Genomic DNA, 14,825 nt, shown 5'->3' on the forward strand with positions numbered 1-14,825 from the left:
GCCTATTATCCTGCGCCGAAGCTGACCAGACAGTCGCCGCTTTGTCGTCGTCCCTTTCGGGGGAGACAGGCAGAGGGGAGGAAAGTCCGGGCTCCACAGGGCAGGGTGCCAGGTAACGCCTGGGGGGCGCAAGCCTACGACCAGTGCAACAGAGAGCAAACCGCCGATGGCCCGGAAACGGGATCAGGTAAGGGTGAAAGGGTGCGGTAAGAGCGCACCGCGCGGCTGGCAACAGTCCGTGGCACGGTAAACTCCACCCGGAGCAAGGCCAAATAGGGGTTCACATGGTACGGCCCGTACTGAACCCGGGTAGGCTGCTTGAGCCAGTGAGCGATTGCTGGCCTAGATGAATGACTGTCCACGACAGAACCCGGCTTATCGGTCAGTTTCGACCTTTCAAATGAAAAGCCCCGCTTCGGCGGGGCTTTTTGTTTTCTGAGCCGCGAGTGCAGGTATCTGCGTTGCTCTCTGCGGCCAGGGACGCATGAATGCGTCCCCTACGGTTAATTACAGGGGCGCCATTAATGGCGCCCGTTTTGCACGCGATTAACCGCGGCCATGCGGTTCATCCCAGTCAAATGCCGGACCGAGTGAAATCACGCCGTTTGGGTTAATGGTTTTATGGCTGCAGTAATAGTGATGACGGATCTGCGGCAGGTTCACCGTCTCTGCAATACCGGGCATCTGGTAAATATCGCGCAGAAAGCCATTCAGATTGCGATAGTCACTTATACGGTGTCTGTCGCACTTGAAGTGCGTGACGTAAACCGGATCAAAGCGCACCAGCGTTGTCCACAGGCGCAGATCGGCTTCAGTCAGGCGATCGCCGGTCAGATAGCGATGCTGTCCCAGAATCTGCTCCAGCCGCGCCAGCGAATGAAACAGAGCGGTAACGGCTTCATCGTAAGCGGCCTGAGAGGTAGCAAAACCGCTCTTATAGACGCCATTATTGACCGTATCGTAGATCCAGCCGTTGAGTTCGTCGATCTTATCGCGCAGATCGGCAGGATAGTAGTCGCCGGCCCGCGCGCCCTGTGCATCAAATGCGCTGTTAAGCATGCGGATAATGTCGGCTGACTCATTGCTGACAATGGTATGCTGCTGCTTATCCCACAGCACCGGCACGGTAACACGACCGCTGTAGTGCGGGTCGGCATGAAGATAGAGCTGGTAGAGAAACTCATGCTGATACAGCGTGTCGCCGGTGGCATCCGGGAAGCTGTCATCAAACGTCCAGCCATTTTCCAGCATCAGCGGATGAACCACTGAAACCGATATCATCTCTTCCAGCCCTTTAAGCTTACGCATCAGCAGCGTGCGATGCGCCCACGGGCAGGCAAGTGAAACGTACAGGTGGTAGCGATCGCGCTCTGCCGCAAAGCCAGGCTTACCGTCAGGGCCGGCGCTGCCATCGGGCGTGATCCAGTTACGCCACGCTGATTCTGACCGTTTGAAACGGCCTCCGGTTGATGTTGTATCGTACCAGGTGTCGTGCCAGACACCCTCAATCAGCTGTCCCATATGCCCTCCATAGAAAAAAGGGGCGAGGATGATCCTCTGCCCCTGTATTCAGTATATCTGCTGTAAGCGACCTGCGCGCTTAACGGGCGGCGGCCGGTGCCATGCGCTGGCGGATCAGGCGGTCAATACTCCAGGCACCCGGTCCCACCAGACCCAGAACCAGGAAACCACCGGCAATGCTGAGGTTTTTCATAAACATCAGCTGGTTCACGCCTTCTGCAAAGTTGCTGTGAAACAGAAACGCGGTCAGCAGCGTAAAGCCTGCGGTAAACAGTGCGGTAAAGCGCGTCAGGAAACCAAACAGAATGGCCAGGCCGCCGCCCAGTTCCAGCAGGATCACCAGCGGCAGCATAAAGCCCGGCACGCCCATTGCCTGCATATACTGCTCGGTGCCGGCATAAGCGGTAATTTTGCCCCAGCCGGCCGTAATAAACAGAATAGTCATCAGTACACGCGCGGCTAACAGTCCTGCATCTTCGAATTTTTTCATCATCTACTCCAGCGTAATTTTGTGGCAGGCTGAAAACCTGTCCGTTAATTTCCCGCTGCAACGCAGATAAACGTTCACCGGGCTGATGGAGAGAGATAATAATCGCGGTGCGAAAGGGTTGTAAGCAAGATAAACTGTCGAAGTTGTTCAGGAATTCTGACGAAAAAAAACCGGACCTGCTGGTCCGGTTTTTTATAGAGCGGTTAGCGCCCTGGCATGGATGACTTGATCATACGCCAGGTGCTCCACAGGCCGAAGCCGCGTTTAGCGATGCGCAGCAGCCGGTTAGGGCTGCGCACTGACCAGATAGCTAGCGCGCTGCTGCCTATTGCCAGATAGCGACGACAGCTCACCAGCGTCAGCCAGCCGCGATCGTAACGGGCTGTATTTTCCAGCCAGTCACGTCCCGCTGCGCTCAAATCGAGACGCTGCTGCTGAACCGTATTAAGGAGTTCATGAATGCGGGCTTCGCGTTCATGGCGACTGCTCATGAGCGGTCCTCCTCCAGTAATTTACGATCGGAATCAAGCTCTTTACGGGTATGGCGCAGCAGCGTCGACTGACGCGATTTGCGCAGCGTCCACAAGCCAAAAATCAGCGCAAGCACAAACAGTACGCCTGTGGTCACTCCGATTGCCATCAGCCGGTATTGCGCGTCGACCGCCCAGATGATCAGAACCATCAGGCTCATCAGCCCAAATGCCGTAAACAGCATGGTCAGGCCAATCATGATCAGCATCTGGATCAGATTGGCTTTCTCTTCTTCCAGCTCAACAACGGCCAGCCGGACACGCGTCTCGACCATACTGACCAGCGTAGTCACCACGCGCTGACCGATGTTAAAGACCCCTTTGCCCGGGCCGTGGCTTTGCTGAGAATCGTTCATATCAACGACGCGAAATCAGAATGCCAATCAGCACGCCCACGGCTGCGCCAACGCCAACGCCGTGCCACGGATTTTCACGCACATAGTCTTCCGCTTTCTCTGCGGCTTCGCGCGTGGTTTTGGCGATACGCTCACCGGAGTCGCCCAGACGCTCACGTGAGCTTTCCAGTGCGCCGCGCGCTTTATGACGCAGGCGATCCAGTTCACTGCGTGATTTGTCTGTTGAGCTGCTTAATACTTCTTCCAGGGTGTCGGCCAGATTTTTCAGCTCAGCGCGCAGATGTTCAGATGTGGTGTCTTTAGCCATGAGAGTTCTCCATTACTTTAATTATTTACGTCCGATTAGTAAGGCTCTGCAGCAAGCTTTTTCAGCTCCTGCCTTGCCTCATCCAGCTTGCGTTCACGTTTTTCAATTTTGTCTTTGTCGTCCCTGTCGGCACGCGCTTTCTGCAGTTCCTGTTCGCGCTCGGCTACCTTGTTCTGCTGCGACTTCAGACGCTCTGAGTGCGCTGACTTCAGCTGCCGGTCGCTGCAGCTGGCGCGAACTTCTGTCAGCGCACGCTCCAGGCCGTTGACCCGGCGCTGATTATCGTGCGCTTTTGCCATGGCAATCTCATGCCGGATATCGCGCTCTTTTTGCTGACACAGAGACTCTGCCGCCAGCAGAGAGCCAGAGCAGGAGACAAGCATGGCGCCCAGAAGAAGTTGTTTCATCACGTTCGCACCTTCCCTTGTTGATGAACCGTCGCCTGCCAGACAGGAGCGTATCCCGGCGTTACGTCGGCTTGTGCTACCGTTAAGCATAGTCAGCCAGGGCAAAAATTCAAAAAAGACGGAGAGATAGCAGAGAAAAAGTATCGTCTGACGGCAGGTCAGACGATCGGATTAACTGTAGGTCGGAGGATTGGTATCGTGCGGCTGCTGTGAGGCCTGCGGATCTGCAGCCACAACAAAGCCTTGTGGTAATAAACGGCGTAATACTTTCTGCGCTGCCAGGCTCTGTTCTTCATCTTCAAAGTGGATTACCAGCGCATCTCCTGCTGGCGTGATACTTTTAATGCGCACGCCCTGGGCGGATAGCTGCTGATAAAGATAAAAGCCATCCGGCAGGTTGGTCCCGCTATGGGCCACGCGAATTTGTACCACGGTTTCATGCTGCCAGAGTAGCGGAGCCGCACCTGCCGCGAGCAGCAGCAGTATGCCGCCGCACAGCCACGGCAGCAGTGGTCGGGTAAAGAGACGTCCTGTTTTCATTACTGCGCTTTCCCGTTTTGTCCTGCCTGACGCTTACGCCACAGCACCACCAGCGAGCCGATCAGGCCAATGACCAGCAGCGCCAGCGGCAGCATCATCAGAAAAAACATCAGCTCATCTTCGTAACGGCGAAACAGCGGCGTTTTGCCCAGTGCAAAGCCGAGGACGGTTAGAATCAGCACCCACAGGAAGCCACTCATCCAGTTAAAGAACTGAAAGCGCGCATTACTCAGGCCAGATAATCCGGCAATCGTGGGCAGCAGCGTTCGCACAAACGCGATAAAGCGCCCAATCAGCAGGGCAGAGAGACCGTGACGATGGAACAGGCTGTGGGCGCGCTGATGATATTGTGCCGGCAGGTGTGACAGCCATTTTTGTACGGTTGGGGTGTTTCCCAGCCATCGTCCCTGGATATAACTTACCCAGCAGCCGAGGCTGGCACCTGTGGTCAGAACCAGCAGCGTCAGGGGGAAAGTCATTGTGCCTTTGGCAATCAGCACGCCGACAAGGATCAGCAGACTATCACCGGGCAGGAAGGCGGCAGGGAGCAAGCCATTTTCAAGGAACAGAATCATGAACAGCAGGCCATAGATTGCCCACACCAGAGTGGGGTCAGAGAGCATCTCATAATCCTGCTGCCACAGGGCATGCAGCAGTGCTTTCAAAATATCCATCAATCTTTCCCGAACATCATTGTTAAACGAGCCCATCAGGGGCTAAAGCGCAGGCAGAGGTGAGTTATACATTTTGGGTATGCCACCTGAGCAGAGGTCCGTATCCATGCGGCTATAAGTGTTAAATCAGCGACTTTTGGATGGCCTTGTCGCAAAAGGTAAAAAAAGGGCGATAACTGTAACAAATACTTCCCAATTCAGACAGTGCAATATATCCGTTGTAGTGGAGTTTTACCCTTTGCAGCCAGGAGTAAAAGGAGCTTTACACGAGCTGACACTATTGCAGATTATCTGACCTCGCCTGCTGGTTCAGAACAGGCAGATAGGGTCATTTTTACGTTGTTCGGCCTGATTAACCGGTTTCCGGCAAACAAGTTGCAATTACAGGCAGAGGCCGCGTTATGTATGTCACCGCTGCACCGCCACCGCTTAGTATTTTCCAGATATGGCAACATTGCCAGTTTACGGCGGCAGTTTGTTGGGTGCGGCAGAAGTGAGTGAAGGCAACACGAGGGCGGAAAGCGTGCGGCGCACATCGTGCGCCGCAGAGGAGAGTCAGGTCGCGGTGCCAGGCTGACGTTCCGCTTCTGCCTGGCAGACAGCCGCAGTAAACAGAATATCGGTTGAAGAGTTAAGGGCCGTTTCCGCTGAGTCCTGCAGGACGCCGATAATAAATCCAACCGCCACAACCTGCATTGCCAGGTCGTTAGGGATGCCGAACATATTACAGGCCACGGGGATCAACAGCAGCGACCCACCCGCTACGCCGGAGGCGCCGCAGGCGCACAGCGTGGCGACCAGGCTCAGCAGAATGGCTGTCGGGACATCGACATCGATACCGAGCGTATGTACTGCAGCCAGAGTCAGAACGGTAATGGTAATGGACGCCCCCGCCATACTGATAGTTGCACCCAGCGGAATGGACACGGAGTAAGTGTCTTCATCAAGGTTAAGCCGTTTTGCCAGCGCCATGTTAACCGGGATATTGGCGGCTGAACTGCGGGTAAAGAAAGCCGTCACGCCGCTTTCGCGGATGCAGGTAAACACCAGTGGATAGGGATTACGCCGGATTTTCTGATACACCAGCAGCGGATTTACGATCAGCGCCATAAACAGCATGCAGCCAATCAGCAGGACCAGTAGGCTGCCATATTCCCATAGTGCGCCAAAGCCGGTTGAGGCCAGAATAGAGGCAACAAGGCCGAAGATACCCAGTGGTGCGCAGCGGATCACACAGCGCACAACCCAGGTTGCCGCGTGTGAAGCGTCATTTAAGAAATCTTTGGTACCCGGACTGGCGTGACGGAACGCCAGGCCAAGACCCAGCGCCCAGACCAGTATGCCGATGTAGTTCGCGTTCATCAGCGCATCAAACGGATTAGCCACCATGCTCATCAGAAGGCCATGCAGCACCTCAGTGATACCGGAAGGTGGCGTAATGGTGGTATCGCCGGCCACGAGTGACAGCGTCTGCGGAAAAAGGTGGCTGAAAATCACCGCGACCATCGCGGCAAACAGGGTGCTGAGCAGATAAAGCATAATGATGGGACGGATATTGGTTTTCTGTCCCTGCTGATGGTTCGCAATGGACGCGATAACCAGCACCAGAACCAGCAGCGGCGCGACGGCTTTCAGTGCCCGGACAAAGAGTTCACCCAGCAGGCCGGCGGCTAACGCGGCATCGCGGGACAGCCACGCCAGCGCCACGCCGGCCACCAGGCCTATCATGATTTGTTTGACCAGGCTGCCTTTAAACAGCACGCCTGCCACTCTGGAAAGGTTATTTTGCATATCGTGATCTTTTACTATCGGTCATGAGTGTGGTGCGCGTTTATTCCGCGCCAGAGGGTTTGCCGGGCGGAGTATAAGGAAAAGTGCTGGTGAGAAAAGCGATAATTCCGGCTTTGCGTGCGGGATCGATTTTTTAATCTGCTAAACAGAAGAAGTGTGACAGGGATAAAAAAGGGAAAGTTACACTGCGGCAAAATAAAGCAGGGGCGATTTACGCCCCTGCAGAAGATTATGGTGAGATCCGCCGGCGGTCATTTCGACGGTTAACCCAGGCATTAATCAGCAGCGTTCCCCCGAGAATAACGCCCACCACGCTGAGTGAGACAGCGACCGGAATGTGATAAAACTCGACGATCAGCATCTTAATACCGATAAACACCAGTACCACGGCCAGACCATATTTCAGCATAGAGAAGCGCTCCGCCACGTTTGACAGCAGGAAATACATGGCGCGCAGGCCCAGGATGGCAAACAGGTTAGAGGTCAGCACAATAAAGGGATCGGTGGTCACCGCAAAAATAGCCGGAATACTGTCAACAGCAAAAATCACATCGCTAAGCTCGACCATGATCAGAACCAGCAGCAGCGGGGTGGCAAACAGTACCCCGTTACGGCGAATAAAAAACTTCTCACCCTCCAGCGAATCGGTCATGCGCAGATGCTGACGCAGCCAGCGTACCACCGGTTTATCACCTACAGCCGTGTCATCCTCACGTGCAAGCGCCATCTTAATGCCGGTGAACAGCAGAAAGGCACCAAAAATATAGAGGATCCAGCTGAACTGCATGACCAGCCAGCTGCCGGCGAAAATCATGATGGTACGCAAGACAATAGCGCCCAGTACGCCGTAGATCAGTACGCGCCGCTGCAGCTGGGGCGGTATAGCAAAGTAGCTGAACAGCATCAGCCAGACAAAGACGTTATCCACCGCCAGCGCTTTTTCCAGTACGTACCCGGTCAGAAAAGCGAGCGTCTGCGTAGTGGCGACCTCGCGGCCGGCGTGCGTATCGAGATACCACCAGAAAGCGGCAGCAAACAGCAGTGAAACGGACACCCAGATCAGTGACCAGATAGCCGCCTGTCTGAACGACATGGTTTGTGCGCCGCGCCGGCCCTGCAGCAGCAGATCGATCGCCAGCATAATCAGCACAACAACGGTAAAACTGCCCCAGAGTAACGGTGTGCCTATCGATTGCATAATGGTGTCCTGTGCGAAAGTTAAAAAAAACGGCTCCGTCAGAAGACGTAAGCCGCTTTCATTACGCTGCAAGCGCACCTCGCCTTCCGGCAAGGTCTCACTTACAACACAGAATCACTTCCGGGTTGCCTGACGACCGGATGCGCTACACATCGTAATGACGATCAATCAGCTGACAAGTTACTCCCCTTTGCTTAGGAAAAAATAGCGCAGCCGCAGGACGATGCAATGCACGACCAGACATATTTAGCAATATTTACACTTCATGGCGATCGGCAGGAAACACCACGCCGGTTTGCTGGCGGATGGTGGTCAGCAGTTCTGCTGTCAGCCGGGAGATCGCGAGGGCAGGGTGAGCGATCTGCTGCGTTTCTACCAGGCTGGCAAACACTTCGGCTTCATAGCGCATCGTATTGCTGTGCTGCGGCTGCGTCAGATCCTGCCCGGTACCGCTGCGTGGCAGTAGCCGCAACTGCTGACACTCCGCCAGCTTCTCAATAAGCAGCGAACCCGCTTCCCCCTGAATTTCACTCGGAATAGCGGAGTTGCTGACTTTGGAATGCAGCAGGGTGACATCAAAATCGCCATAGTGGAGGATCACCGTCCCGTGCGCATCTGTGCCGCTGGGCAGCAGCGTGGCTTCAGCCGTTACGCGGCAGGGGGCACCCCATAGCGTGACGGCAGCGGCCAGGCAGTAATAGCCAATATCCATAATTGAGCCATTGGACCAGCGCGGGTCAAACGTATTCGGGTTTTCGCCCGCAAGATAGCGCGGATAACGGGAAGAGTACTGACAGTAGCTGAACAGCGCCTTGCGCAGCGTGCCCAGCTGCGGCAGAGCGCGCTGCAGCTGATGAAAGTTAGGCAGGCTGGCGGTTTTGAATGCTTCAAACAGCACAACCTGATGCTGCTGTGCACAGGCGATCATCGCGTCGGCTTCACGCAGCGTGGAGGCCAGCGGTTTCTCGCAGATCACATGCTTGCCGTGAGACATGAACAGCAGCGCCTGTTCGCAATGCAGTGCATTCGGGCTCGCAATATAAACCGCGTCGATATCGCGGCACGCCGCCATCGCTTCAGACGAGGTAAATGTCAGCGGGCAGGCGTAATCAGCGGCAAAGGCCTCTGCCTGCTGCTGGCTGCGGGAGTACACTGCGCTGAGCGTGAATCTGCCGCTCGCATGTGCGGCGTCAATAAACTGACGGGTAATCCAGTTGGTGCCAACAATGGCAAAGCGAATCACAGGCCTGCTCTCCTGATAAAAGAAAGCCGCAGGGTAGCATGCTGCGGCAGGAAACTATCCGGCAGCATTTGATCCTGCGATCCGCATTCCAATATAGTGAGCCCTTAAGTCTGAAAGCCTGCGAACGGGAGAGCCGGGTGAGCGGAAGCAAACATGCACTAAACTGGACCACGCTGCTGATTGCCATTCCTGTGGGGCTGATGGCCTCGCTGGTGACGCTGGCGTTTCGCGGCATCATCGACATGATTAACCAGCTGCTGTTTAACAGTGACCATGAGATCACCGTGGCGATGCACGTCTGGCCGTGGATCTTCTGGCCGCTGCTGGTGGGGGCGGGCGGCGTGCTGGCGGGCTGGTTTCTGCGCTATGCCGTCGCCATTGAGCAGCAGGAGACGGTAAAAACGGACTATCTGGAAGTGATTAATGCCAGGCTGGACGCCGTGCCGACGCGTACTTCTCTGTTTCGTGCACTCTCTTCAATCGCCAGTATTGGCAGCGGTGCCTCAATCGGTAAAGAGGGACCGATGGTACAGCTCTCAGCGCTCAGCGGCAGTCTGCTGGGGCGCTGGCTGCCGGCATCGCTTAACCTGCGCAACAGCGATATTGTCGCGATGGCGGCGGCGGCAGGCCTCTCCTCGGTGTACCACGCACCGCTTGCCTCGGCGATCTTTGTTGCGGAAATTGCTTTTGGTATTTCAGCCCTGCAGCGACTGATCCCGCTGATTGTGTCCTCTGCGGTCGCGGTGATGACCATGTGGGCGCTGGGTTTTCGCAATGCGCTTTATCCGCTTGCCGATACGCTGTTTCAGATGGATGTGACCAGTCTGCTGGTGACGGTACTGATTGGTCTGGTGGCGGGCGTTGCCGGCTGGCTGTTGATCGCGCTGATTGGTCGCAGCCGGCGACTGTTCAGCCGCGTGCGATCGCTACCGCTGCGGCTTGGTGCGGGCGGGGTAGCCGTAGGGTTACTGGCGCTGATCTCTACGGATATTCTCGGTAACGGGTATGAAGTGATCGTAAAGATCATTGAGGGCCATTACGTCATCACCGGATTACTGCTGCTGCTTTTACTCAAAACGCTGGCCACAACGCTTTCCGTAGGCTCAAACGCCGTAGGCGGACTGTTCACCCCTTCGCTGCTGATCGGCGCACTGCTCGGGGTGATTCTGGCGCAGAGTGCGGCGGCGCTGCAGCTGCCGACGGGAGATACGCTGCTTTATGCAGCAATAGGCATGGCCGCCGTGCTGGCCGCGGTGAGTCAGGCTCCGCTGATGGCCATGCTGATGGTGCTGGAGATGACGCTTAACAGCAGCCTGCTGTTTCCGCTGATGATCGCTTCCGTGCTGGCTTCGATGGTGGTCTATCGCCTGCAGTCCGCCAGCACTTATCCGGTAGTCAGTCACCACCTGAGCCGTTCTGAAGCCTGGTACGATTTTGACCATATGCGTGTCGATCAGCTGATTATTCCTGGCGCAGCGCTGCAGCCCGAAGAGTCGGTCGGACAGGCGCTGGCGGTCAGCTCGCTGAAGCGTGAACGCTATGTTTACGTACTGAATCAGGCAGAGCAGTTCCTGGGCGTGGTCTCTATTCACGATATCTCGCGCAAGGTACTGGCGCAGGAGATCACCCTGGATTCGCCGGTCAGCACCGTCATGGATAACAACTTCCCCTGCATTTTTCAGGGGCAGAGCATGCGCGAAGGGTGGGAGGCGTTTTCACGCGTGACGCTTGAGCGGCTGCCGGTGCTGAACAATCCGCAGGAGCGTCGTTTTATGGGCGCCCTGACAAAAACCAGTCTGATCCAGAAAGCGCAGGAGTTTCTTTAAGCCGCGTTGCCGCGCATCGCCTGATCGGTCATCCACAGGCGCGCGTCAAACTCCAGCTGATGATAGTCAGGCTCCATATGGCAGCAGAGCTGATAGAACGCTTTGCTGTGCTCTTTCTCTTTGAGGTGGGCGAGTTCGTGCACCACAATCATGCGCAGGAAAGGCTCAGGGGCGAGACGGAAAAAGGTGGAGATACGGATCTCCGCTTTGGCTTTCAGGTTGCCGCCCTGTACGCGCGAAATCGCCGTGTGCAGCCCCAGCGCATGCTTCATCACTTTGATTTTATTATCCCAGAGGATTTTGCTTACCGGCGGTGCGCTGCGCATATAGCGATTTTTTATCGCCTGCGTGTAGTCATACAGCGCGCGATCGCTGACCACGTCATGCGTTTCAGGATAGCGCTGCTGCAGGAACGCGCCTAATCGCTGATGATCGATCAGCGTTTGCACCTGTTCGAGGATATTTTCAGGGTAACCCTGCAGATAAATTAATGACATTGGGATTCCTGACGAAAGACAGTATACTGCGCCCCCCTTTTCAGGGCGAAAATTGCGCAAAGTGTACCACGCCGGAGATTCCATGAGCCAACTTGAACTGACCCATAGCACCCTTACGCTGGAGCGCTTTCCGCCGATGCGTGAAGAGAGCCCTTTACAGGCGTGGGATGCCGCCGATGAATATCTGCTGCAGCAGACGCTGCCGGAAGGTCCGGTGCTGGTGTTCAACGACAGCTTTGGGGCGTTAACCTGTGGCCTGCAGGACCGGGAAATCTGGCACGTCAGCGACTCCTGGCTGAGTCAGCAGGCAGCCAGGCAGAATCTGCGCTTAAACGGCCTGTCTGACGATCGCATTCACTTTATCGACAGCCTGAGCGCGCTGCCTGCAGCACCCGCGGCTGTTTTAATCAAAATTCCCAAAGCGCTGGCACTGCTGGAGCATCAGCTGCGCGCACTGCGCAGCGTGGCCACGCCGGACACGCTGATTCTGGCGGCAGCCAAAGCGAAAGATATTCATAACTCCACACTGCAGCTGTTTGAGCGCATTCTGGGCGAAAGTAAAACATCGCTGGCCTGGAAAAAAGCCCGCCTGATATACAGCCGCTACACTGCGCCAGCACTGGCTGAGGCATCAGCGACTACCGTCTGGCCGCTGGATGAGACGCCTTACCAGATCCATAACCACGCCAACGTCTTTTCACGCACCTCGCTGGATATTGGTGCGCGGCTGTTTATGCAGCATTTGCCACACAATATTGAAGGCGAAATCATGGATCTTGGCTGCGGCAACGGCGTGATTGGCTTAATGGCACTGGAGCAAAATCCGCAGGCTGAAGTGCTGTTTTATGATGAATCTTATATGGCAGTGGCCTCCAGTGAGCTGAACGTTAAGGTTAACCGCCCGCAGGATCTGTCACGCTGCCAGTTCCGCGTTAACAATGTGCTGAGCGGCTTTCCGTCTGACCGGCTGCATGCGGTGTTATGCAATCCGCCGTTTCATCAGCAGCATGCGGTTACGGATCACCTTGCATGGCAGATGCTGCGCGACGCAAAACGCTGTCTGCAGTATGGCGGTGAGCTGCGTATCGTGGGCAACCGGCACCTCGGCTATCACCAGAAGATGAAGAAACTGTTTGGCAACTGCGAACTGGTAGCATCCAGCGCGAAGTTTGTAGTGCTGCGCGCGGTAAAACTGCGCTGATCACAGACTCAGCGCGAGCGCGGTAGCCTGTGAAATAGCCCGCCGCGCGTCCAGCTCCTGCGCCACATCTGCGCCGCCGATTACCCGCACCGTTTTGCCACGTGCGGCCAGCTCGTCAGCCAGCAGGCGCAGCGGCTCCTGACCGGCGCAAACCACAATGTTGTCCACGGCCAGCGTAACCGGTTTGCCCTGGTGCCGCAGATGCAGCCCTGCATCGTCAATGCGCAGATATTCCACATCGCCCCACATCTGTACGCCATGCGCCTGCAGACTGGCGCGGTGGATCCAGCCGGTGGTTTTCGCCAGCCCCGCTCCGGGTTTTCCGCTTTTGCGCTGCAGCAGCCAGATTTGCCGGCCGGGTAATGGCGGCCGGGCAGGAACAACGCCGCCGCGCGCCTGCAGCGTGCGATCGATCCCCCAGCGCTGGTAAAAATCTTCCGGGGAATGCAGTAAATAGGCGGCTGTATCAAAACCGATGCCGCCTGCACCAATAATGGCGATGCGCTGTCCCACCGGTTTTTTGTGGTGCAGAAGGTCCAGATAGCTGACCACGCTGGCATGATCGATGCCGGGAATGGAGAGCTGACGCGGCGTCACGCCGGTGGCAATGACAATTTCATCCGCGTCTATCAGCTCACCGGCACGGACCCGGTGGTTAAGCCGCAGCGTCACCTTAGCTGCTGCCAGCTGATGGCGGAAGTAGCGCAGGGTTTCATGAAACTCCTCTTTGCCCGGGATCTGCCGGGCGATGGCAAACTGCCCGCCAATCTCCGCATCCGCTTCATAAAGCGTCACCTTATGTCCGCGCTGAGCCGCCTGCAGGGCAAAAGCCATGCCTGCCGGACCGGCACCAATGACAGCCAGCTGCTTTGGATGCGTTACGGGCACAACCGGCATCAGGGTTTCATGACAGGCGCGCGGATTGACCAGGCAGGATGTCACGTTGCCTGCAAAAATCTGATCGAGGCACGCCTGATTACAGGCAATACAGGTATTGATGGCTTCAGGCTGGCCCTGCGCCGTTTTGGAGACAAACGCGGCATCTGCCAGAAATGGCCGTGCCATTGAGACCATATCGGCGGTACCTTCGCGCAGCAGGGCTTCAGCTACATCAGGATGGTTGATCCGGTTAGTGGCAATTACCGGTACGGAGACGCGTTCGCGCAGGTAGCGGGTTACCCACGCAAAGCCAGCCCGCGGGACACAGGTTGCTATCGTCGGGATGCGTGCTTCATGCCAGCCAATACCGCTGTTAAACAGCGTCACGCCACACGCCTCAAGCGCCTCAGCCAGCATCAGCGTTTCGTCCAGCGTGCTGCCGTGCTGCACCAGGTCGAGCAGCGACAGCCGGAAAATCACAATAAAGTGCTCGCCGGTGGCCTGACGTACCGCCTGCGTCACTTCACGGGCGAAGCGCTGCCGCCGCAGCACATCGCCTCCCCAGCCGTCAGTGCGCTGGTTGGTCTGCGCCGTCAGAAACTGATTAATCAGATAGCCTTCGGAGCCCATGATCTCTACGCCATCATATCCTGCCTGCTGCGCCAGACGCGCACAGCGGGCAAAATCAGCAATAGTCTGTCTAATTTCTGCTTCGCTCAGCGCATGCGGAGTAAAAGGATTTATGGGTGCCTGGAGTGCGGAAGGGCCTACCAGCGACCGCTGATAGCTATAGCGTCCGGCATGCAGGATCTGCAGCGCAATTTTCCCGCCCTGCGCATGGACCGCGGTGGTGATCTGACGATGCCAGTCGCACTGGTTTTCCCGGGTCAGCATTGCGCCACCCTGTGTCACCACACCCTGCGCATTCGGCGCGACGCCACCGGTCACTATCAGCGCCACCCCTTCGCGTGCGCGCTCGGCATAGAAAGCAGCCAGTCGTGCAGCGCCGTCGGGATGCTCCTCCAGCCCGGTATGCATCGAGCCCATCAGAAAACGATTTTTTAACCGGGTAAATCCCAGATCAAGAGGCGTGAATAAGCAGGGATAGTGCTCGATCATAATCAGGCGCTCAAAAGTGGTCGGATGAGTCAACTCTAACGGTAATCGCGCATGATGGAAGAGAGGAACACTCAGCGTGTGAGTGACGTCAAAAAAAGCAGGGCGGCAGGTTACGCACGAGGTTTCAGCTTGCCTTCGTTACGCACGGGAAGGACCGGCACGCCCTGAACGGGTCAGAGTACAGGGCTAATGACTTAGCACTTTTTTTAAGGTCAGCATGGATTCCTTTTTCTGAAAAGCCCGGAT

15 protein-coding genes and 1 other RNA gene are annotated in these 14,825 nt (G+C 56.4%); 3 read left to right on the plus strand and 13 right to left on the minus strand.

Annotated features, from left to right (window positions below):
• Positions 1-17: 17 nt before the first annotated feature.
• Positions 18-394: RNase P RNA component class A (gene rnpB / locus BBA90_RS04605), an RNA gene on the plus strand.
• Between the two features lie 152 nt (positions 395-546).
• On the opposite strand, the gene BBA90_RS04610 is transcribed toward rnpB, so the two are convergent.
• From BBA90_RS04610 to BBA90_RS04660, 11 genes are all read right to left on the minus strand, one after another.
• Positions 547-1,521: a glutathione S-transferase family protein gene (locus BBA90_RS04610; protein WP_065648130.1), complete on the minus strand. Its 975-nt coding sequence runs from the start codon at positions 1,519-1,521 to the stop codon at positions 547-549.
• Positions 1,522-1,600: 79 nt separating this feature from the next.
• Positions 1,601-2,011 carry a DoxX family protein gene (locus tag BBA90_RS04615; protein ID WP_039380520.1) on the minus strand — a complete coding sequence of 137 codons (411 nt, stop codon included), beginning with the start codon at positions 2,009-2,011 and terminating at the stop codon, positions 1,601-1,603.
• Between the two features lie 203 nt (positions 2,012-2,214).
• On the minus strand, positions 2,215-2,502 hold the full coding sequence (locus BBA90_RS04620; protein WP_065648131.1) for a YqjK-like family protein: 288 nt from the start codon (positions 2,500-2,502) through the stop codon (positions 2,215-2,217).
• Positions 2,499-2,897 (minus strand): phage holin family protein, encoded by a 399-nt coding sequence (locus BBA90_RS04625; RefSeq protein WP_065648132.1) that lies wholly within the window; start codon positions 2,895-2,897, stop codon positions 2,499-2,501. The genes BBA90_RS04620 and BBA90_RS04625 overlap by 4 nt, the downstream gene beginning before the upstream one ends.
• Position 2,898: 1 nt before the next feature.
• Positions 2,899-3,204, minus strand: a complete 306-nt coding sequence (locus BBA90_RS04630; RefSeq protein WP_065648133.1) for a DUF883 family protein — start codon at positions 3,202-3,204, stop codon at positions 2,899-2,901.
• 35 nt (positions 3,205-3,239) lie between these two features.
• On the minus strand, positions 3,240-3,611 hold the full coding sequence (locus tag BBA90_RS04635) for a DUF1090 domain-containing protein (RefSeq protein ID WP_065648134.1): 372 nt from the start codon (positions 3,609-3,611) through the stop codon (positions 3,240-3,242).
• Between the two features lie 171 nt (positions 3,612-3,782).
• The gene (mzrA, locus tag BBA90_RS04640) at positions 3,783-4,151 is read right to left on the minus strand and encodes an EnvZ/OmpR regulon moderator MzrA (protein WP_065648135.1); all 369 of its coding nucleotides are present in this window, start codon (positions 4,149-4,151) and stop codon (positions 3,783-3,785) included.
• Positions 4,151-4,825 (minus strand): DedA family protein, encoded by a 675-nt coding sequence (locus BBA90_RS04645; RefSeq protein WP_065648136.1) that lies wholly within the window; start codon positions 4,823-4,825, stop codon positions 4,151-4,153. Before BBA90_RS04645 ends, mzrA begins: the two co-directional genes overlap by 1 nt.
• 555 nt (positions 4,826-5,380) lie before the next feature.
• Entirely contained in the window at positions 5,381-6,616 is a 1,236-nt protein-coding gene (gene sstT, locus BBA90_RS04650; protein WP_065648137.1) for a serine/threonine transporter SstT, read from the minus strand.
• Between the two features lie 229 nt (positions 6,617-6,845).
• Positions 6,846-7,814: a TerC family protein gene (locus BBA90_RS04655; RefSeq protein ID WP_065648360.1), complete on the minus strand. Its 969-nt coding sequence runs from the start codon at positions 7,812-7,814 to the stop codon at positions 6,846-6,848.
• 256 nt (positions 7,815-8,070) lie between these two features.
• On the minus strand, positions 8,071-9,057 hold the full coding sequence (locus BBA90_RS04660) for a Gfo/Idh/MocA family protein (RefSeq protein WP_065648138.1): 987 nt from the start codon (positions 9,055-9,057) through the stop codon (positions 8,071-8,073).
• A gap of 137 nt (positions 9,058-9,194) precedes the next feature.
• On the opposite strand from BBA90_RS04660, the gene BBA90_RS04665 reads away from it, so the two are divergent.
• On the plus strand, positions 9,195-10,883 hold the full coding sequence (locus BBA90_RS04665; protein WP_065648139.1) for a chloride channel protein: 1,689 nt from the start codon (positions 9,195-9,197) through the stop codon (positions 10,881-10,883).
• On the opposite strand, the gene BBA90_RS04670 is transcribed toward BBA90_RS04665, so the two are convergent.
• On the minus strand, positions 10,880-11,380 hold the full coding sequence (locus tag BBA90_RS04670; protein WP_065648140.1) for a M48 metallopeptidase family protein: 501 nt from the start codon (positions 11,378-11,380) through the stop codon (positions 10,880-10,882). The genes BBA90_RS04665 and BBA90_RS04670 overlap by 4 nt on opposite strands.
• 82 nt (positions 11,381-11,462) lie before the next feature.
• Between BBA90_RS04670 and rlmG the strand changes: the two genes are divergently transcribed.
• Entirely contained in the window at positions 11,463-12,581 is a 1,119-nt protein-coding gene (gene rlmG / locus BBA90_RS04675) for a 23S rRNA (guanine(1835)-N(2))-methyltransferase RlmG (protein ID WP_065648141.1), read from the plus strand.
• Here rlmG and BBA90_RS04680 read toward each other — a convergent pair whose 3' ends face one another.
• On the minus strand, positions 12,582-14,579 hold the full coding sequence (locus BBA90_RS04680) for an NADPH-dependent 2,4-dienoyl-CoA reductase (RefSeq protein ID WP_065648361.1): 1,998 nt from the start codon (positions 14,577-14,579) through the stop codon (positions 12,582-12,584).
• Between the last annotated feature and the right edge of the window lie 246 nt (positions 14,580-14,825).

This window comes from Pantoea eucrina, from assembly GCF_001691555.1.
In the GTDB taxonomy this organism is placed as follows: Bacteria; Pseudomonadota; Gammaproteobacteria; order Enterobacterales; family Enterobacteriaceae; genus Pantoea; species Pantoea borealis.

Excerpts from the sequence above, each read along its gene's own strand:
- BBA90_RS04610 (WP_065648130.1), bottom strand. The coding sequence starts at position 1,521 with ATGGGACAGCTGATTGAGGGTGTCTGGCACGACACCTGGTACGATACA.
- BBA90_RS04615 (WP_039380520.1), bottom strand. The coding sequence starts at position 2,011 with ATGAAAAAATTCGAAGATGCAGGACTGTTAGCCGCGCGTGTACTGATG.
- BBA90_RS04620 (WP_065648131.1), bottom strand. The coding sequence starts at position 2,502 with ATGAGCAGTCGCCATGAACGCGAAGCCCGCATTCATGAACTCCTTAAT.
- BBA90_RS04625 (WP_065648132.1), bottom strand. The coding sequence starts at position 2,897 with ATGAACGATTCTCAGCAAAGCCACGGCCCGGGCAAAGGGGTCTTTAAC.
- BBA90_RS04630 (WP_065648133.1), bottom strand. The coding sequence starts at position 3,204 with ATGGCTAAAGACACCACATCTGAACATCTGCGCGCTGAGCTGAAAAAT.
- BBA90_RS04635 (WP_065648134.1), bottom strand. The coding sequence starts at position 3,611 with ATGAAACAACTTCTTCTGGGCGCCATGCTTGTCTCCTGCTCTGGCTCT.
- mzrA (WP_065648135.1), bottom strand. The coding sequence starts at position 4,151 with ATGAAAACAGGACGTCTCTTTACCCGACCACTGCTGCCGTGGCTGTGC.
- BBA90_RS04645 (WP_065648136.1), bottom strand. The coding sequence starts at position 4,825 with ATGGATATTTTGAAAGCACTGCTGCATGCCCTGTGGCAGCAGGATTAT.
- sstT (WP_065648137.1), bottom strand. The coding sequence starts at position 6,616 with ATGCAAAATAACCTTTCCAGAGTGGCAGGCGTGCTGTTTAAAGGCAGC.
- BBA90_RS04655 (WP_065648360.1), bottom strand. The coding sequence starts at position 7,814 with ATGCAATCGATAGGCACACCGTTACTCTGGGGCAGTTTTACCGTTGTT.
- BBA90_RS04670 (WP_065648140.1), bottom strand. The coding sequence starts at position 11,380 with ATGTCATTAATTTATCTGCAGGGTTACCCTGAAAATATCCTCGAACAG.
- rlmG (WP_065648141.1), top strand. The coding sequence starts at position 11,463 with ATGAGCCAACTTGAACTGACCCATAGCACCCTTACGCTGGAGCGCTTT.
- BBA90_RS04680 (WP_065648361.1), bottom strand. The coding sequence starts at position 14,579 with ATGATCGAGCACTATCCCTGCTTATTCACGCCTCTTGATCTGGGATTT.